13 protein-coding genes and 1 pseudogene are annotated in these 19009 nt (G+C 59.3%); 4 read left to right on the plus strand and 10 right to left on the minus strand.

What is annotated here, in order from left to right; translation table 11 throughout:
* Positions 1 to 95: 95 nt before the first annotated feature.
* Positions 96 to 476, plus strand: coding sequence for a winged helix-turn-helix transcriptional regulator (locus EB835_RS02760; protein WP_135807956.1), 381 nt, complete (start codon positions 96 to 98; stop codon positions 474 to 476).
* 548 nt (positions 477 to 1024) lie between these two features.
* Here the strand turns inward: EB835_RS02760 and EB835_RS02765 are convergent.
* A complete protein-coding gene (locus EB835_RS02765) occupies positions 1025 to 1573 on the minus strand; it encodes an NAD(P)H-dependent oxidoreductase (protein ID WP_135807957.1) in 549 nt (182 codons plus the stop codon).
* Positions 1566 to 2612, minus strand: coding sequence for an LLM class flavin-dependent oxidoreductase (locus EB835_RS02770; protein WP_135807958.1), 1047 nt, complete (start codon positions 2610 to 2612; stop codon positions 1566 to 1568). Before EB835_RS02770 ends, EB835_RS02765 begins: the two co-directional genes overlap by 8 nt.
* 91 nt (positions 2613 to 2703) lie before the next feature.
* On the opposite strand from EB835_RS02770, the gene EB835_RS02775 reads away from it, so the two are divergent.
* Positions 2704 to 3153: a MarR family winged helix-turn-helix transcriptional regulator gene (locus tag EB835_RS02775; protein WP_135807959.1), complete on the plus strand. Its 450-nt coding sequence runs from the start codon at positions 2704 to 2706 to the stop codon at positions 3151 to 3153.
* A 774-nt stretch (positions 3154 to 3927) separates the two neighbouring features.
* Here the strand turns inward: EB835_RS02775 and EB835_RS02780 are convergent.
* The 5 genes from EB835_RS02780 to EB835_RS02800 form a co-directional block, all read right to left on the minus strand.
* Entirely contained in the window at positions 3928 to 5481 is a 1554-nt protein-coding gene (locus tag EB835_RS02780; RefSeq protein WP_135807960.1) for a class I adenylate-forming enzyme family protein, read from the minus strand.
* Between the two features lie 68 nt (positions 5482 to 5549).
* Positions 5550 to 6692 carry an acyl-CoA dehydrogenase family protein gene (locus tag EB835_RS02785; protein WP_135807961.1) on the minus strand — a complete coding sequence of 381 codons (1143 nt, stop codon included), beginning with the start codon at positions 6690 to 6692 and terminating at the stop codon, positions 5550 to 5552.
* A complete protein-coding gene (locus EB835_RS02790; protein ID WP_240688514.1) occupies positions 6692 to 7561 on the minus strand; it encodes a CoA transferase in 870 nt (289 codons plus the stop codon). Before EB835_RS02790 ends, EB835_RS02785 begins: the two co-directional genes overlap by 1 nt.
* On the minus strand, positions 7558 to 9741 hold the full coding sequence (locus EB835_RS02795; protein ID WP_135807963.1) for a 3-hydroxyacyl-CoA dehydrogenase NAD-binding domain-containing protein: 2184 nt from the start codon (positions 9739 to 9741) through the stop codon (positions 7558 to 7560). The genes EB835_RS02790 and EB835_RS02795 overlap by 4 nt, the downstream gene beginning before the upstream one ends.
* Positions 9741 to 10970: an acetyl-CoA C-acetyltransferase gene (locus EB835_RS02800; RefSeq protein ID WP_135807964.1), complete on the minus strand. Its 1230-nt coding sequence runs from the start codon at positions 10968 to 10970 to the stop codon at positions 9741 to 9743. The genes EB835_RS02795 and EB835_RS02800 overlap by 1 nt, the downstream gene beginning before the upstream one ends.
* A 207-nt stretch (positions 10971 to 11177) precedes the next feature.
* Here EB835_RS02800 and EB835_RS02805 point away from each other — a divergent pair, with 207 nt between their 5' ends.
* The gene (locus EB835_RS02805; RefSeq protein WP_168216612.1) at positions 11178 to 11906 is read left to right on the plus strand and encodes a MerR family transcriptional regulator; all 729 of its coding nucleotides are present in this window, start codon (positions 11178 to 11180) and stop codon (positions 11904 to 11906) included.
* A gap of 349 nt (positions 11907 to 12255) precedes the next feature.
* Here EB835_RS02805 and EB835_RS02810 read toward each other — a convergent pair whose 3' ends face one another.
* Complete coding sequence (locus EB835_RS02810) at positions 12256 to 13650, minus strand: IS1380 family transposase (protein ID WP_135807966.1); 1395 nt, start codon at positions 13648 to 13650, stop codon at positions 12256 to 12258.
* Positions 13651 to 14471: 821 nt separating this feature from the next.
* Here EB835_RS02810 and EB835_RS20520 point away from each other — a divergent pair.
* Positions 14472 to 14645: pseudogene (locus EB835_RS20520) on the plus strand (IS110 family transposase); the annotation flags it as partial.
* Between the two features lie 1197 nt (positions 14646 to 15842).
* On the opposite strand, the gene EB835_RS02825 reads toward EB835_RS20520, so the two are convergent.
* Together EB835_RS02825 and EB835_RS02830 are read right to left on the minus strand one after the other, a co-directional pair.
* Positions 15843 to 17567 (minus strand): AMP-dependent synthetase/ligase, encoded by a 1725-nt coding sequence (locus EB835_RS02825; protein WP_205749844.1) that lies wholly within the window; start codon positions 17565 to 17567, stop codon positions 15843 to 15845.
* Positions 17568 to 17713: 146 nt separating this feature from the next.
* Complete coding sequence (locus EB835_RS02830; protein WP_135807967.1) at positions 17714 to 18982, minus strand: alpha/beta hydrolase family protein; 1269 nt, start codon at positions 18980 to 18982, stop codon at positions 17714 to 17716.
* Between the last annotated feature and the right edge of the window lie 27 nt (positions 18983 to 19009).

Here is a 19009-nt window from a genome sequence, read left to right on the forward strand (position 1 = left end):
AGTGCAACGGCCATGGGGTAATTTCCTTTCGTAGAGTCATCAGGTTTCTCATGTGTACCTGGTGTCAGAAGAGCACTTCAACGGAACCAGGCGCCATGAAGGAAACCAGTCCTGATGAGGCTGTCCACTCGCAGATCACTGGTGAGCACCGCGAACTGATTGACCAGATCCTGGATAAGTGGTCGTTGCTGGTGCTGGATAAGCTCTGCAAGAGTCCGCGGCGCTTCAATGAACTGCGCCGGGCCAGTCCAACGGCCTCGCAGAAGTCACTCACGACCTCGCTGCACCAGCTCGAACGCAACGGCATGATTGAGCGGATGGTGCTCGATACCCGACCGGTTGCCGTGGAATATCGCATCTCAGACCTCTGTGGAAACTTGCAGGATCTCAAAAATGCGCTTCTGATCTGGACCACCAATCACATGGCAGCAGTGCAGGAGTCTCATGAGATGTTCGATGCCGAGGACGACGCCTGAGCGTCTCTTGGCTCATTTCTGCAGCACGAATCCGGCGTGCGGTGCAGGGTTCCGTGGTACTGGCCGAATGACACTCCCTCTTCTTCAGCGGCGATGTGTCTGTCTCTTCGTCGACTCAATGCCCAATACGTAATGATTCATTTACGAGGCGAGGGCCCCGGCTGCCTCTCGACAATAGATGTAACGGGGCTGCCAGAGACCGAAGCGCTCTCGGTGGAGATCGCTCCAGGCGATACCGGTCCGATATTGGTATGCGATGACCACGCCGATCCGTCGGTATGTCAGCCTGAAGGTCGTCGATAAGGGAGACGCACTGTAGCCTCCGGGACCTATGAGCACTCCCGCGCCCGCCTTCTCGTCCGCTTGGCGGAACATGAGGCCCACCGGGAAGGGGTTCACAGCGTGATCACCGGCGGCCAGAATCGCTGAATCGACGATGTGTAGTAAACCCCGTCTTCGAGGGGTCACCACATACCGTCGAGTCCTGAGCGCGCCGAGCAAGCGATGGTACTCCTCAGATGAAGGGTGGATTGCTTCGATTTCTGGTGCTACCTGTGGGATAGAAGTTTGTCCGTATCGTCGAGGGCGACTGTGATACGGCTGTAGACGCGAGGGTTGAGGAGCGTGGTGCCGTCAAAGTCGCCGGATGAAGCGAACACACCGATCGGGAGAGTGTGTGCTTGGAAGGACGCGAAGAGCGGCCGGAGGGCATGGTCCAGGGCAAGTGCGTGCTTCTCGCCGCCTCCGGTGGCCAGAAGCAGGACTGGCTTCTCGGCTAGGGAGTACTGTTCGATGAGATCGAAGAAGTGCTTGAAAAGGCCGGTGTACGAGCCGCGATAAATCGGGGTCGCGGCAATGAGCAGCTCGGCCTCTTCGGCGGTGCGGAGCTCATCTTCAATCTCAGGGGTGACGTCTTCCCGGTTGTTAGCCTCGCTAAAGCCTCGGCCAAGGCGATAAACGTCGATCCGACGTGTGTCGATTTTCCTTCCTATCTGTGAGAGCCCGCTCAGAGTGGCCGTAACCAATCCCCTCGTTTTTGATTGTTCGTTTGGGCTGCCGTTGATGACTACGACACGGAGCGGTTGAGGATCAGTCATCACCGAGCTCGCTGCGGATAGCGGGGACAACCTCTGTGCCGAGGCGCTCGACTCCTGCGAGGAGGTCTTTGTGAGACATGCTGCCCATCCCGATCTGGATGATGATGCGGGTAAGTCCGTACATCTCTCGGAATCGGAGGATCTTGTCCGTGACTTCTTCGCCGTCACCGACGATATAGCTTCCCCCAGGTGAGGCTCCGGCATCGAAAGCCTCACGTGACAGGGCCATACCGCGGCCACGTTGATGGTTGTGCTCCATCATGAACGCTGCAAAGTGCGGGTACATGATGTCGCGTGCTCGTTTCGGGCTGCTGCCGACATAACCACCTACGCTCATGCTCAGGGGGAGTGAGACGGAGTCGTGCCCGGCTCTCTCGGCGGCTGCACGGTAAAGCCGCGCTGAATCTTGAAGCATGTGCATCGGTCCGAACAGGATGGCCATCGCCAGTGGCAGACCGAGTGTTCCTGTGCTGAGGGCCGAAGCGGGGGAACCGCCGGCACCTACCCAAATCGGGATAGTTTCACCGTAGGGCCGCGGCGCGATATCTGCGTTGACGATAGGAGGGCGGAGCTTCCCTGTCCATGTCAGCGGATTCTGTTCACGGATCCGCAAAAGCATATCGAGCTTCTCGCGGAAAAGCTCTGAATAATCTGCAAGGTCGTACCCGAAAAGCGGGAACGACTCTGTGTAGGAGCCTCTTCCAGCGATAATCTCCGCCCGGCCGGCAGAAAGCAAGTCGATGGTGGCGAACTGCTCCCATACGCGGACGGGATCGTCAGAGCTAAGTACGGTAACGGCGCTGGAGAGTCTGATTCGTTTAGTTGCTTCGGCTGCTGCTGCGAGCACGATGGTCGGAGCAGAACCTACGAAATCACTGCGGTGGTGCTCGCCCATGCCGAAGACATCGAGGCCAACCTCATCGGCCACGGTAGCGAGTTCGATTGTTTCCCTGGCTCGTTGATGGGGTGTACGTATCGTGCTGTTTGTGGGGTCTTGTGTGACTTCACCGAAAGTCATGATTCCGATCTCGAATGTCATTGCCTATGTCCTCTCCATAGTGGGTGTACCAAGTAAAGATGCGTGCGCACGCAAATATTCCCGGATATTGTGCACCAGGTAGATTTGATACATGGCAACGCAGCGACTGACTGAGCTCGAAGACAAGGCGTGGCGAGGTTTTCTCGTCTCACACGAGCATATTTGGCGTGAACTGGAGAGAACTTTGGCTCCGCTCAATGTGAGCATGACTGAGTACAGCGTCCTTGGGTTATTGGGGGAGGCTGGTCGGAACGGATTGCGTCTGAGTGAGTTGGCTGAGCGCAGAGGAATGTCGGGCCCAGGACTGTCGCGCCTGGCAAATCGGCTAGAGCAGCGCGGCCTCATCGAGCGCTCCCGCGCAGCCGGCGACGGGCGCGGTTACGAACTGAGGCTCACCCCGAAAGGGGAGTCACTTCTACGCAAGGCGTGGAAACTGCAGTATGACGATATCCAGCGCCTCTTCCTAGACAGGCTGAGTCACGATCAATTGAAGGCACTGGCAGGTATATGGGTCAGCCTCGCCGACCAGGGTGAGAGATGAGTTGGCACCTCCGTGTGTATCAGTCACCAAAAAGTCGGCGGCCCGGACGCACATTGATAGCCAGGAAACGTGTCCGGGAGTGCAACACAACATCAGGGATACCAGCCCTCGCCCTCCCGAATGCCCGGTTGTATCTCTAGGCAGATCTCTCGAAGCTGGGTTTTCTCCTTGATGAGCCGACTGAAGACCGGCTAGAGAATCAGTGTTGCATGTTTTGGGAGCGCGGCAGAAGTGACAGAGTCGCCTTCGTCGATGTGGCCAACCAATATGAAACGAACATCATCCGGGACAGATGAACGGCTGACTCCTTCTATCCGTTCAAGTCGCGAAACCCCGCGTCACAGCCTGGAGAGTACAATACTGGAGTAGCCGACTAGCAGGCTCATGCGGACCGCGTGATCCTCGGCAGCGGCGAGGGCGTATAGAAAGGCTGCACTCGAAATGAGTCAGTTGTGAGTCTGAATTGCTCCGAGGATGACAGAGGCAGAGAGATTCGAAGAAGGAGATTCTCTCGTGCCAGTGAAATAGACCGACGAACTCAAATCTCATCGGACAATGCGACGGATGCTCATCAACGCCTGAACCCAACGATCACTAGAATAGGCCGACCAGCGATTATGCCGGTCGGCCTTTTCGCTGTCACCGAATTGGTGGCGTGAACGCATGAATGCGTTCGCATCAATAGTGACACCTAGGCGATGTTGACTCCATCGGAGGAATTAGGGCAGAAGTGCACTGATGACAATCGCGGCTCGATGGGTATTCGGGAGTTCGTCATTCGGACACAGCAGTCCGCAGTTGGTGCTTAAGAATCTTGCCGCTGGGGTTTCGCGGGATATCCGTTGAGATGCGGACTTCGTGCGGCACTTTGTATGTCGCAACGTGCTCGCGGCAATGGTCCCGTATCGTCTCCGAATCGAGTGAGGAGCCTTCTGTCGTCGTTACGATCGCTATGATACTTTCACCATAGTCTTCGTGGGGCCGCCCGACGACAGCGGCTTCGACGATTTGGGGATGAGCTAACAGCGCATTCTCCACCTCGACTGAGTAAACATTGCGACCACCGGTGATGATGAGATCCTTCATCCGATCAACCACGGTCATGTATCCGTCGGCGTCAAGACGGGCCAGATCACCCGTGTGCAGCCAGCCATCGCGAATTGCTTCCGATGTGGCTTTGGGCTTGCCCCAGTACTTCTTCATCACGGTCTCTCCACGCAGCACAAGTTCTCCGACGGTGCCGGGTTCGGCCTTATCGCCATTCGGATCGACGACTCTCACCTCGGTTAATGGCAGCGCCTGCCGCCCCGAAGAGTCGGGGCGTTCCTTGACTTGTTCGCCGTTGCAGTAGATGCCGCCGGGTCCGGCCTCGGTCTGCCCACACAGCTGCATGAGTTCAACGTCAGGCAGTGCCTGCGAGAGCCTCTCGACTACGGTCGCCGACATCGGCGCCGCTCCGAACATTCCCGTACGCCACGCGCCGAGGTCGGCTGTTGACAACAATGATGTACGCAACATGAACTGATACATGGTCGGCACCCCGAAGAAGATCGAGACTTTCTCTCGTTCCATGACTTTGATGGCCTCGACCGGGTCGAAGCTGCTCATCACAACGTGACGAATACCGATGTGCACGCCCGGCAGCAACATGATGCACAACTGAGCGGCGTGATAGAGGGGCGCGACATGCAAACAAACATCGGATTCCCGCATGCCTGAAATGAGTGCGGAGTTCATACCGGTCCACATGACTCGGTGGTGATCGAAGAGTGCGCCCTTGGGTTTGCCGGTCGTTCCCGAGGTGTAGAGGATCAACGCATCGTCATCCTCCTGCACGTCCTGCGCCTCGGCAGTTGTTTCCCAGGGTATTGCTTCGAACCGTGCGGACTCGGCGAGAAGGTCACCCTGTCCGACCGCAGCCTCGCAGATATGCTCTCCCAGGCTCAAAGCCGTCTTGAGGGACAACGGAGGCGAGCCGAGCACAGGGGTGACAGCGGCCGCCAGTGCCGGATCGTAGACGAAGACCCGGGCTCCGGAATCCTCGAGCAGATACTCTATCTCTGGTGGCGCAGAGGCCGGGTTCACCGGCAGGACGATTGCTCCGATGCGCAACGCGGCGTAGAGAGTCACGATGAAGCGCTCCGAGTTGCCGAGCATCAGCGCCACCCGGTCGCCGTGAACCAGCCCATGGGCAGACAAAGCATGTGCTGTTCGGTCGACTTCGGCGTCGAGCTCGGAGTACGTCAAACTGAAATTTCCGCCGAGTACGGCCTCCTTATCGGGGAAGCGAGCAGCCGTGCAACGTAGTGAGAATGGCAGTGTGGCCATGATCTGTAACCTTACTGGCTCAACGTTGAGCCTGCTATCAGGAACGCATTTGGTCCCAAATGGTGCGCTTAGAGACTGCGCGCGATAAGTTCCTTCATGATCTCGTTGGTTCCTCCATAGATTCGCTGGACGCGGGCTGCCGCATACGAGCGAGCGATGGGATATTCGAGCATGTAACCGTATCCTCCGAAGATCTGCAGGCACCTGTCGATGATCTCTCCCTGCTTGTCCGTCAGCCAGTACTTGACCTGGGACGCATCTGTTGCGTCCAGCTTTCCGACCGTGTGTGCTTCGACGCACCGATCGATGAACGCACGGGCCACGTCAGCCTCGGTACGGCACTCCGCCAACACGAATCGTGTGTTCTGGAACTCAAGCAGACTGCGCCCGAACGCGTTGCGCTCCTTTGCGTAAGACACGGCATCATCGATCGCGCGTTCGATCGCTCCCATCGCGGTGGCTGCGATGATGAGCCTTTCCTGGGGCAGCTGCCGCATGAGCTGGGCAAACCCCTGACTAGGTTCACCACCGAGAATGTTCTTCGCCGGAACGCGCATCTCGTCGAAGAAGAGCTCGGCAGTATCCTGTCCTTTCATTCCGATCTTATTGAGAACTCTGCCTCGTGAGAAACCTTGAGCCTCGGTCGTGTCGACAAGGAGCAGCGAGAGTCCTTTGGCGCCCTCGCCTCCGGTTCGAGCCACCACCAGTACAAGGCCCGCATGATGGCCGTTGGTGATGAAGGTCTTCGCCCCGTTGACAACGTACTCATAACCGCCGAGCTTGGCCTTCGTCGAAATGGACTGGAGGTCCGATCCCGTTCCGGGCTCGGTCATGGCGATAGCCCCGACGACTTCACCGCTGGCCAGCTTCGGCAGCCAAGTCTTCTTCTGCTCTTCCGTACCGCAGTTGAGCAGATAGTGCGCCACGATAGGGCTGTGCACATGGTTGCCGAAGGCGAAGTCACCGGCATAGGCCTGGGCCTCCGCCAGTGCGGCTTCATGGACGAAGGTTCCGCCCCCTCCGCCGTACTCCTCAGGAATCGACACGCACAGCAGACCCGCCTCGCCCGCCTTGTTCCACAGTTCGCGATCGACGTGCTGTTGGTTTTCCCACCGTTCGGTGTGGGGCAATGACTCACGTTCGAAGAAGCCGATGGCTGCTTCGCGGAACTCGCGGAGCTCTTCGTCCATCCAGGATGTTCTCAATGTCATCACACCTCCTCAGGCACTCGTACGTCTCGAACATTCTGCTGTCCGCGCACCGCCACCACTGGCAGGTCGTGCTCGCGCCCCCAGGCTTCCCAATGGTCAGCCGTGCGCTCACGAATTCGGGCAGTGAGCTCGGATCCGCTGGGATCGAGGTCGAGCAAAGCGCACATCCGTTGCCAGAACTGCGGTTCTAGAGCAGCCACTGCCACCCATCCCTCAGCTGCCTCATGCAGCCCATATTGGGGGGCCCCACCGCCGAGTGGCCCGTCGGCGCGGGTCACTCCGAATGTCAGCGGTGTCGCGAAGTCAGCCGCAACATCGGCAATCGCGACCTGTGAGAAGACTCCCTCACCCGCGCGGGCTGCGGCGAGCATGGCGGCCGCGCCGATCCCGGCGGCACGTTCCCCTCCTGCGAGGTCCGCCAGCAGTGTGGTGGGCATGTCAGGCGGGCTGACAAGGCCCGCGACGGATTGATAGGTGAGATCATGGCCGGGCACATCGGCTGCCTCACCGGAGTGTCCGAGGATCGCGATCCAGCTCAGCTTCGGGTGCTTCGCATGTAGGCTGTCCCACTTAACTCCGAGGCGGCCCAGTGCAGTAATCCTACTGGAGGTCAGGAGCAGGTCCGCTTCAGTAAGCAGTCGGTCGAGCTCAGATCGACCTTCATCAGAGCGAAGATCGAGTGTGAGCACATGCTGCCCGGCAGCCAACTGCTCGTAGTAGGGGGGACAGGCCACGGCCAGCAGGTCTCCGGCCGGAGGTTCGATCTTGGTGACCTCCGCCCCCAACTCCTGGAGCCGATTCGCTGCGACCGGTCCGGGTAGGTTTGGGGCCAACGACACCACCTGCATGCCAGAGAGGAACCCGCTCACTGTGTAACCCCTTCGCCGGACTCCGCCCGATCGGCGAGCCATTGCGGTGGTTCGAACCGTTCGCCGTAGAGTCGAGCGAGTTCACGGGCGCGAGAAACAAAGCCAGGAAGTCCTCCTTCATACTTCTCCATGAACTGTATGACACCACCTTCATTCGGAGGGAAGCCGATGCCGAGAATTGAGCCGACATTGGCCCCCGCCGCGCTCGTGATGACTCCCTCTTCGAAGCATCGTGCCGTATCCACCGCCATGGCGAACGTCAGTCGTTCCTTCAGGCTTTCAATCGGAACATCGAGTTCGGGCTTCGTGAAGTACTCGTATAAGCCTGGCCAGAAGCGTTTGGTCCCATCGCTCGGGTAGTCGTAGAATCCCCCTCCGCCTGAGCGTCCCGTACGGCCGTGAACATTGACCATCGCCTCGAGCATGGAGATCCCGTGAGGCTCTGTCATTTCTCGGCCGGCCTCCGCAGCGGCTCTTTTGGCCTCATCATTTGCATGGATCGGTAATGAAAGTGTGACCTCGTCGAGGATAGACAGGGGCGTTCCGGGGAAACCGGCTTGATGGCTGGCGCGTTCGATAGATGACGGAGCAATTCCCTCTGCAACCATCGCCGCTCCTTCCAGGACGTAGGACAGGAAGACGCGACTGGTGTAGAAGCCACGACTGTCGTTGACGACGATCGGCACCTTGCCCATCTGCTTCACAAGGTCCATGGCACGGGCCAGTGCCTCATCGCTCGTCTTCTCGCCGACAATGAGCTCAACGAGCTTCATCCGATCTACCGGGGAAAAGAAGTGCATCCCGATGAAATCCTCCGGCCGGTCAACACTGCGTGCAAGGTCCGTGATCGGCAGAGATGACGTATTCGAGCAGAGGAGAGCGCTGTCGGGCAACGCTGCCTCCGCTTCGGCGAAGACTCGACCCTTGAGGTCGGCGTCCTCGAACACCGCTTCAATGACTGCTTCGCACTCCGAGAGATCTGAGTTCTCGGTGCTCGGGTGAATTCGGCCGAGGACTTCAGCAGCGCTTTCCTCTGTCAGACGGCCGCGCCCGACGCTTTTGCTGAGAAGCGCCTCGACCTGCTTGCGTCCCTTTTGCGCATTGTCGAGGTTGACGTCCTTGAGGACGACGCCGATGCCTCGACTGGCACAGGCGTGCGCAATTCCGGCTCCCATCATGCCAGCACCAAGCACGCCGACCTTGGTCACCTGTTGGCGGGGCAAATCAGTCGGGCGCAGTTTGTCGCTGGAGACTGTCTGCAGGTCGAAGAAGAATGCCTGGATCATCTTCTTTGCGGTCGGTGAACTCACTAGAGTAAGGAACCACCGACTCTCGATCTTGCTGGCCGCAGCGAAATCGACGTAGGTGCCTTCGACTGCCGCGCTCAGTATGGCGCGTGGAGCAGGGTGATGGGCGCCTTTGAGCTTCTTGTGGAGGAAGCTCGTCAGTGGTGAATAGCTGGCGGCAACCTTCGGGTTTGAGGGTGAGCCTCCAGGCAGGAGCCAGCCTTCCCGGTCCCAGGGAGCGGATGCGTCAGGGTTTCCATCGATCCACGTTTCGGCCGCAGGCAGCAGCGACTCAGCGTCAGTGACGAGCTCGTCCACTAGGCCCTTGTCTTTGGCGTCGGCCGCCGAGCGCTGCTGGCCCTCGATGAGCCAATCACGCAGTGCCGGTTGCACACCGAGTAGGCGTACGGTTCGGGTCACGCCACCGCCGCCGGGAAGCAGGCCGAAGCCGACCTCGGGAAAGCCGATCTTGACGCTGCGATCGTCGACCGCGATCCTATGGTGGGCGGCCAGCGCGATCTCAAGACCACCGCCGAGTGCGGCGCCGTTGATTGCGGCAACAACCGGAACACCTATGGTCTCGAGCTGTCGAAGCTGATCCTTGATTCGACTCACAAAGGTAAAAGTGTCGTCGATGTGATCGGGATCCGTCTGTGCAATCATGTCCAGGTCTCCACCAGCGAAGAAGGTCTTCTTCGCACTGGTCAGTATCACCCCGCGCAGCTCACCGGCATCATGCTTTGCCACGATTTCGCTAAGTGCCCAGTCCATGCCTTCGAGATATGACTCGTTCATCGTATTGGCCGAGGCGTTCGGTTGGTCGAACGTCAGGACGGCGATACCGTTTCGGTGGTCGATGCGCAGTGCGCGCTGCGTGGTGTCATTCTTTGTCATCACTTGTCTCCGATCCGTTCAATGATGGTAGCGATGCCCATTCCGCCGCCCACGCACAAGGTGACAAGCGCGAAGCGCTGTTCACGGCGCTCGAGTTCGTCGAGCGCTGTGCCCAGGAGCATGGCGCCGGTTGCTCCGAGCGGGTGTCCCATGGCGATGGCTCCACCGTTCACGTTGACCTTCTCATGTGGGATCGAGAACTCGTCCATCACACGCATCGGCACTATAGCGAAGGCCTCATTGACCTCCCACAGGTCGATATCAGAAGCCTCGAGCCCGGACAGCGCTAGCGCTTTGCGGCAGGCAGGAGCTGGGCCCGTGAGCATAAGCGTCGGATCGGCGCCGGAGACAGCAGCGGCGAGGATTCTCGCTCGCGGCTGCAAGCCGAGGGACTCACCGATCTTGGGCGAGCCGATCACCGTCAGCGCGGCCCCGTCGACAATGCCGGAGGAGTTACCGGGGTGATGGATGTGATCAATGGATTCAAGCCAGTGGTATCGGTCGAGAGCAACCTCGTCGAACCCGACATCAGCGCCCATCTTCGCAAACGACGGGCGCAGCTTAGACAGCGTCTCTACCGTCGTTTCAGGGCGGATGAGTTCGTCCCGGTCAAGTATGGTCAGACCATTTTGGTCGAAAACCGGCTCGATGGAGCGGGAGAATCGCCCTTCCTTCCAGGCTTGGGCGGCTCGGCGGTTGGACTCTGCAGCATACGCATCGACGTCTTCGCGACCGTACCCGTCGATAGTCGCCAGGAGGTCGGCGCTGATGCCTTGAGGGACGAATCCGGTGGCCATCGACGTCGCAGGGTCATTGGCCCAAGCACCACCCTCCGATGCGATAGTGACATGGGACATGGACTCGACTCCGCCGGCGAGAATGAGATTTTCGAATCCGGAGCGGACGCGTCCGGCCGCCTGGTTGACGGCTTCGAGACCTGAGGCGCAGAAACGATTGAGTTGGACGCCTCCCACGGTGTCGGGCAGTCCAGCGCCAATGGCTGCTATCTTCGCTAAGTCCATTCCTTGCTCGCCAATCGGCGTCACGACACCGAGCACGATGTCGTCAATGATGCTCGGATCAAGCTGGGGACAGCGTCTCTTGAGAGCATCGAGCAGTCCAACCACGAGATCGATCGGTTTTCGCTCGTGGAGAGCTCCTTTTGCCTTACCTATTCCCCTCGGCGTGCGAAACGAATCGAAAATGACAGCTTCATTGCTTTGAATCATGCGGCCTCCTGTGGTGGTGAAACCTATAACATTAGTAACAGTAACACTGTCACTGTTAGTGTCAACGCCTTGACTGGGGCACCCACGGCCGGTTGAGAATCCACCGACTCGCGATACATTCACGACAGATTGGCCTGAGTGAGGAGCTCTTTACTGCCCGTCTTACACCACCGATAGCACGCCCGGTTCTGTGCGACAATGCTGTGTATGCCTGCCTCTAGCCACACGCAATTTAGTTTGGATGAGCTTGCTGGGCGCACGGGAATCAGCTCGCGAACGATTCGCTTTTACACCTCCCGTGGCCTCATCGCACCCCCGCAGCGCCGAGGCCGTTCGGCCGCATATAACGAGGAGCATCTCGTCCGCCTCGAACTAATCCGAGAGCTCCAAGAACATGGCTTCGGACTAGCCGCGATCGAGAGCCACCTCGACCGTATTCCGCTGGACGCACCGGTGAGCTCGGTGGCTCTCCACGGCACGCTACTGGCCCCGTGGCTGGCCAACCGCCCGGAGCTGCTTAGTTCAGATGAATTGGTTGAGCGCTCGGGGCGCAGTCTGACGGATGGAGACCTGCACACGCTTGAGAGCTTCGGGGTCATCGCCCCTTCCGCCGGGGGATACAGCACTGCTACCGCCCTCCTGCCTTTGGCAATGCAGCTTATCGAGGATGGATTCGACTCGACTACTGCGCGCTCTGTCCGCGATCTATTCGAACGATACGGACGCGCAATGGCAAAGGAACTCGCTTCGATCTATAATGCTCAGATCCGTCCCGCCGCCTCGAAACGCGGAGCAACTCTTGATGAAGTATCCGAAATTGTTGATCGCTTCAAGCCAATATCGGTCGCCGCGCTAGTAGATTCATACGAACGGGCCGTAGAAGACATCCATAGCCGAGCGAAGAGCGAGGGAAGGAAGTCTGCGCCGAATAGCTAAGTCAACGTACCATCGATATTCACGACGCAGCCACTTCCGCTGGCATCTTCTTCACTCAGTATGCCGAACAGAACCAGCTTCGTAATCGTCATCCAACCTACTGACGAGCAGAGCGGAAGAGCGACGATAATCAAGAAAGGCTCACTGTCTTAATTCAACGTTGAGGTCGCGCCTGCCTAAACCTTGATCCACCGATTCGGTTGATTCTTGGCCGTTCGTTCGGGTTCGAGTGCGAACATGACGTGAGGGCAGGAAGTAGTGTCCCGGTCTCTCACCGGTCTCTTCCACAAATGTTTCCCAAGGTCTCCTCCAGACCCTGCGGCCTCGTGCTCGAGCAGGAGCGGATCGGTCAGGACAATACTGTCCTTGGTGGGCTCAACGCTGCTTGCCAGAGTCGTGCGAAGTCCGTCGCCCACGGCCACTTCGTGGGCAGGTGCAGGATCAGCTTCCTGGCCCGGTGAGCAATCCGGGCCGGGATGCTGATGATGCGTGTGCGCAGCGTCTGGGCGCGTACTTTGCTCATCCTGCCACCGATGAGTCCGGCCGCAGCCCGCATCAGGTTGTGCGTGATCGCTGCGATCGCGACCCAGGCGGCGTTGGCGTTGAACACTCCGGAGGGCATATGCGCCAGCGCCCCGTTCTTCAACTCCGCATTGATCTGCTCGATGATCGCGTGCTTGCGGTGCATCTGGTCAGCAGCGACAGTGTCGAAACGATCCCGGTCGATGGTGGTGAAGAACGCGTGGTACCGGTACAAGTCGAACAAGGGGTCCTGTCCGGCAGTGCGTTTGGTCTCGTTGAGCTCCGGGATGCGGCGGACGACCAAGCGTCCGGGGGCGTGCAGGGACTTCTTCTTCGAGGTGAATGCGGTGAACGGGACCTCGGCGACTTCAGCCTTGCTGATCCAGGCCCTGGAGTCTTCGTCGTAGATTGCTTCAGGGTATTCGATGCCAGTCCATGCGTCGTCGCTGATCGTTCCGATCGCTGCTTTGACCTTCTTATCCATACGCACGGTGATCGACACATGAGCCCCGGCATCGTGGGCGGCTTTGGCCACTTTTGAGGAGTAGTACGCCGAATCAGCCCTGACCAGGACCGGGAGGTCGGAGTTGATTCGGGCCGTGGTGGCCAAAGCGTCGGAGACGAACTTGTCAGCACCCCGGGCTGACGAGGTCGAGCCTTTGCGCAGACGCTGGCCGACGATGATCTGGCTGGAGTCGCGGGTCGAGGCTGTGGCCAACAGCGTGTTGAGTCCACGACTGCCTTGGTAGCCGAACCCGGCTCCCTGCTTCGACGCGGAGTGAACATCGATGACGGTGTCGTCGACATCGACGAAGATCATCGAAGTCTGTGCCGACTCCTGGTTGGTGGGCAGCAGTGGTGTGTGTTCGTTGAGGTTGGTCAGGAAGCGGGAGGAGATCGCGTCGAGTTGCCGAACGTGGCCGAAGGCGAACGAACGCAGAAACGAACCCAGCGTCGAAGGGGCGTAGACACGGTCGAACAGGTGTGTCATGCCGCCGTGGCGGAGAAGGTTCATGTCATCGATCGAGTCAGCCCCGGCGGCAATTCCGCCGACGAGGGTGGCGAGTTTCGCGGCTGGGTTCGCGCCTTTATCAGCGCCGGTGGTCGACACGGTCAACCTGTCGTCGGCGAGGTCTGGCAGGCCGGCTTTCTGGGCGAGGCCCATGATCGGGACCAGCCCGGTGGTCGCGGTGAGGTTCTCATCATCGAAGGAATGAGACACAGCCGTGGGCGTGTGATTGAATAGCACCTGAGAGGTGCCCCTTTCTTGGCCGGGAATGTTGACTTAGAACATCACCATTTTCCCAGCTCAGGAGGGGCATTTCCATTCCACGAACGGCTTGATCCGGCTACTTACATCGGTGGATCAAGGCTAAATTGTGACAGGATGACGCCAAGCTCATCGGCTACGATACCTCGGATCACATCGGCAGCCCGTCGGTGCGCGGCCCACACATCGACATCACGCAGAGTGAGGCGGAAGTGGCCAGCTATGCGAACTTTGCGAGAATAGAAAGAACTTTGATTACAACACCGTCGACAGCGCCCTGCGCCGCGTGAAACTTCCCCAACACGGGACACATCAAACTGCCCTCTGCCGAGTTGCGAGCTATCCGGTGTGTTCCGAGTTCAGGGACTCAGTACGGTGCTGCGCGGGCCTAAAACCATTCAGCTTCAGTGCTGGCTGACCTGGACTATGAATCGAGAGCAAATCAACAGTATGAGTCTTCGCCTTTTTGGGCGCGACTGAACTCGGTTTTCAGCACCACCTCGCTTGGATCTCTGACGGTGCCGTGAGCGCCACCGAATATTCGACTTCAGCGCCGCCTGCTTCTAGACCCCCTTATTGGCGGAGCCAATGAAGGAGACATGGCCTAACTGGCAGGCTTGGTGTAGGTCGCCGCTTCGAAACTGTGATTCAACACACCCTCAGCCCCTTGTGGGAGCCTGGGGTCCGGATTGGCCGGCATCGAAGCTGGCGGTCGACACCGACCCTGTCCACACCGGCGGATTGATCAGAAATATTGCCCAGCCTGCATGGTCGTCGTGCGAATGGCTCATGTTCCTGCAACTCATGGCTACGCGGACCGACGAACAGCTGAGAGCAAGACGCTGCGAGAGATCCGTCGATGCCTCAAGCTCTACCTCGCCCGCCACTTGTATCGATCGCTCAATGCACTGCATGCGAGTACCGAAAATGGTCATTGGCGGATATAGAAGACTCGGACCATAAGCGGCAGGGAATATCAGCCGTACCGGCACCAGCGACCAGGCCCTGTTTGGGGCCTATGCTTAAATATAGGCATCCCCCGGCATTGCACTCGCCTTCGAACCGCCGTGAATTGATCTTGGTGACTGCCAATGATCTGCTTTCCACACGAGGCTTCGAACACGTAGTCATGGGTGATGTCGCCGAGGCGGTCGCCATCGGTCCTTCGGCTCTGTACCGCACATTTCGGCCAGGCATCAGTTGTTGCTGAACGCTATCGAAGCACAAATCCGTCAGTTCTTTTCGGTGATCGAATCCGAGAACCACCGCGGCCTCGATGAGGCCTGCCGCGCAGTCATTGCGCACTGCCGGGATCACCGCGACCTGGGATTGCTGTGGCAACGTGAGGCTCGCCAGCTCGCACCAATAGACTGCGAACCCAGCTCCGCGACACTATGGACCTCGGCATCGTTCGACAGCAGTAATCGCGGCCCGGCTACGAGACCTTAATGTTTCGGCTGACGCGCGTGCGCGCTCCATCGATCCCTTCCCAGACCTGGGTGAACAGGGCGAGCCAGCCGGTACCCTCCGTTGGAACAGCAGCCGCGTGCTAGTCTTCGGATGTGTCGCCAAGCCGTTCACTGAGCGCACTTACGCATCGGTGACCTTCAAGGACATCGGAGAGGCGGCAGGAGTAGCAGTATCGAGCATCAACACTCACTTTTCCAGCAAGCTCGACATGCTCAAAGCGGCGTAACTGCGTGGCAATGCCAACCTTCAGATCAGTGTCGCGGCGGCCCTGCGACAGTCGAGTGATCCGAGCCAGGCTCTGTGGCAGATTGTGCGCTACCACGCCGAGTTCGCTGTCATCCACTTTGATCTGGTACGGATCACGATGGCCGTTGCGCGCAATCTTCCCGATCCAGAACGGGAAGTCATGGTCCAGATGCTACGCGATCACATCGATGATTGGACGCACCTGCTTCGTTAGGCGCACCCCGAGTTGGACGTCTCTGACGGACGAATGATTAGACAAGCGGTGATCATCATGATCAGTCACCTCGGGCTGACGTGTCGCCTCGGCGGTCAATCCGGCGCAGCCGCTACCCTCTCAGCTTCCACGCCGAGGCAGTCTTCGGTGTATGAAGGAACCAAGGTCCAACCTGAGGTTCTCCCCCGCGCATAATCACGCGTGTTCATCACGGTCAATCCTTCTCGTAAAGGCTTTCGATCTCCCTGGCGTAACGTTCGGCGATCACTGCACGTCTCAGTTTCATCGTTGGCGTGAGCTGTTCGCCGGGCGACCAATCCTCGGCGAGGATCTTGAATTTCTTTATTTGCTCGACTCGCGAGAGGGTCTCGTTGGCTCTGCCGATCTGCGCACGCACTAGTTCCACTAGGCCCGAGTCGTCGCTGGTTCGCCCCGCACTCGCCGCGGGCTCGACGACGACCAGGGCAACGTTATACGGCCGGCCGTCTCCGATCACGCACACATGGTCAATAAGGCTTCCCGCTGATCGCATCGCCAGCTCAATGTTGGCTGGGGACATGTTCTTACCGCCAGCGCTGATGATGAGCTCCTTCTTGCGATCGACGATCCAGATGAAACCCTCCTCGTCAATGCGAGCGATATCGCCGGTGTGCAGCCAACCGTCACGGTCGACAGTCTCGTCCGTGCGCTCAGGCAGTCCCCTGTATCCCCGCATGACCTGGGGGCTCCGGAGTAGCAGCTCACCATCTGTATCGAGCTTCACCTCGACATTCTCGAACGGTCTGCCGACACTCCCTGGTCGGAACGAGTCCGGCGTGTTTCCCGCTGGACATCCCGAGGCCTCTGACATGCCCAAAACCTCACAGACCGGCAAGCCCAGCTTCGTGAAGAAGTCCACCACCGCGGATGGGGTCGGCGCCGCACCGGTGATGAGCCACTGAGCATCATCGAGACCAAGCTTCTCCCGAACCCCGGTTGCCACGACCGGCGTCGCCGCGGCGTCTTGAGTGAGGCCCTCTCCCGGATATGATGCTTCGACCGCCGCCTTAAGCTTCTCCCACACTCGCGGCGGAGCACCGAAGATCGTTGGCCGGGTCGCGGCCAGCGCCTTAGCAAGGTTGGCAGCATCGGCGACGGTCACCAATGTGTTGCCGTAGGACATGAAGGCCGAGTAGTGCGAGCTCCACCGATCAGCGACGTGGGCGGCCGGAAGGAAGCTGAGTTGTCTCCCGCCGCCAGGAAGCGGCATGGACGCATGCACACTACGCAGCTGTGCGAGCATGCTGGCATGAGTCAGCTCGACGCCTTTGGGCGGTCCCATCGTGCCCGACGTGTAGATTAATGTCAGCAGCTCATCGGGCCGCACCTCGGCGGCGCACGCGAAGTCGAAGGTCGTCTCCTCACGTGCCAGCTCTCGAGAGAGTTCAGCGCATCCGTCGACCGGCGCGTCGATCGACACAAGTTGTGTGTTGGAATTTCCGAGTGCCTGAGCCTGGCGAACCACAGGGACGAACAAGGACTCCGCCACTACGATGTCGGCTCCTGCATCGGATAGCAAGAACTCGACCTGATCGGGCGAGGAGGTGTTGTAAACGCTGAAAGGAACTGCCCCGATGAGCATCGCGGCAGCATCGATGACATGGAACTCCGGAAGGTTGCGCATCATTAATGCCACGACGTCTCCCCGCCCCACGCCCATCGACTGCAACCGTGCTGCGACTTCGCCGATTCGCGCATGCGCTTGGGCATAGGTCCACTCCGTTCCAAATTCGTGCGAACGAAGCGCGATGTGATCCGGATTGTCGGCGACGCCCCACAGAAGGACGTCGCACATTGTCTGTGCCTCCGCGAGGCGTGTCGCGATGACTGCGGAGCTGGGTCGTTCAGTTGACATGATCGGTTCCTTCTCGGTGTTGTTGCGGGTGACATGTTTCGTCACAACCAGGGTCTCGAGCTGGTGGTTTTCATGCGCTGGATTTATCGATGTAGAACTGATCCCAAGATGGCGGAAAGTCGTTTCAGCAGGTTCACTATTTCTGGAGTCGAGTCGTTCTATCGCCTTTACGATGATTTGATGGTCTTTGGCTAATCTTGTGTATCGGCAACGGTCTGATTGAGCCAGTCGAAGAGCGCGGCATGGAATCGGTTGAGGCTTCCCGCGTTGCAGTGCTCCCCGGCTCCATCGTCTGCGGGCATCCGAATGATTTCGTAGGGGGCGTTAAGGTGTTCGGCAAGCATGTCGGGTTGGCCGCCCGCAAAATGGTCGTTATCCGCGTCGAAGACCAGAACGGGGCATTGGATGCGTTCCGCGAGTCCGTGAGACAGACTGTAGTTGCGCATCAGGCGTATATACTCTGAGGGTTTCGTTGCACCGTAGGTCCACATGCCGTTGCCAATTAGCCACCTGAGGCTAGGATTCTGCTCTGACGTCTGAATAACGGCGGCATCGACTTCGGCATCACGTCCCTGGTCCAGGAGCTCATAGGGTGAAGCCCCGGGCATCAGGTGGCCCATTGCGGCAGTGCAGTCATAGACGCCGTCCCAGGCGACGACAGCTGCAGGACGGTCGTCGAAGGCCGCTGCGCGCGGTGCGAAGTATCCGCCCTGGCTCATTCCAATCAGTGCGATGCGCGCAGTGTCGACCCCCGGAAACGTCGACACTGCGTCCAGGACGGCTGCCATGGGGGCCTCCCAGTCATGTCGGAAGGGCGTACCCTGCTCGCGAATGACCCGTCCCTGCCCAGGGCCGTCGAAGATGAGACAGTTCCAGCCGTGAGCAACAGCGACGCGACCCACGGTGAAGAACATCTCCTCGGCCGTCGAGTCGAAGCCGCCGATGGATATTAATGTGGGCCGATCCTTCGGTGTCGACGGAGTCAGCCACCATCCCGGTAGGAACGCGTCGTTGAAGGGTATGGCGAGTTCGCTGATGGCTAACTCGGTTGAGCGCGCGGCCCGAGGCTCCAATTCGATTGAGTGGGGGAGCCCTTGGTGTCCGGGGTGCAGTCGGGCGAAGTTGCGGAAGGATTCGACTGCCTGGGCGGAGGTGTCGCGAATGCGCGGGTCACCTGGATCACCGTGGAGAAAAAACTCAGCTGTGCGGTAGTAGTTCGAGGCACGCAACCAGGATGCGGCCGCCGTTGCCCACCTTTCATCTGCGGCGGCCTCGTCTCCAAGCTGGCGGATACGCTCAGCCAGGGCGTTCCACTCAGACCACCACGCATCGGGCGACGAGTCCTCGATCTTCGTGGCTGTCGTGACGATTTCCCCGATCTCCGCACCCCCCGTGGCGGTGTACCCTACGGCCCTTAGCGTCTCGTAGTCAGCGGCTCGGTCATCGAACAGAAAGCGCATCTCATCTCCCTCAAATGGGCCGGCGCA

This window comes from Brevibacterium sp. S22 (assembly GCF_004745485.1).
Classification (GTDB): Bacteria; Actinomycetota; Actinomycetes; order Actinomycetales; family Brevibacteriaceae; genus Brevibacterium.

Bases quoted from the DNA above. Each gene is read 5' to 3' on its own strand.
- EB835_RS02780 (WP_135807960.1), bottom strand. From the start codon at position 5,481: ATGGCCACACTGCCATTCTCACTACGTTGCACGGCTGCTCGCTTCCCC.
- EB835_RS02785 (WP_135807961.1), bottom strand. From the start codon at position 6,692: ATGACATTGAGAACATCCTGGATGGACGAAGAGCTCCGCGAGTTCCGC.
- EB835_RS02770 (WP_135807958.1), bottom strand. From the start codon at position 2,612: ATGACATTCGAGATCGGAATCATGACTTTCGGTGAAGTCACACAAGAC.
- EB835_RS02760 (WP_135807956.1), top strand. From the start codon at position 96: ATGAAGGAAACCAGTCCTGATGAGGCTGTCCACTCGCAGATCACTGGT.
- EB835_RS02805 (WP_168216612.1), top strand. From the start codon at position 11,178: ATGCCTGCCTCTAGCCACACGCAATTTAGTTTGGATGAGCTTGCTGGG.
- EB835_RS02765 (WP_135807957.1), bottom strand. From the start codon at position 1,573: ATGACTGATCCTCAACCGCTCCGTGTCGTAGTCATCAACGGCAGCCCA.
- EB835_RS02830 (WP_135807967.1), bottom strand. From the start codon at position 18,982: ATGCGCTTTCTGTTCGATGACCGAGCCGCTGACTACGAGACGCTAAGG.
- EB835_RS02800 (WP_135807964.1), bottom strand. From the start codon at position 10,970: ATGATTCAAAGCAATGAAGCTGTCATTTTCGATTCGTTTCGCACGCCG.
- EB835_RS02795 (WP_135807963.1), bottom strand. From the start codon at position 9,741: ATGACAAAGAATGACACCACGCAGCGCGCACTGCGCATCGACCACCGA.
- EB835_RS02775 (WP_135807959.1), top strand. From the start codon at position 2,704: ATGGCAACGCAGCGACTGACTGAGCTCGAAGACAAGGCGTGGCGAGGT.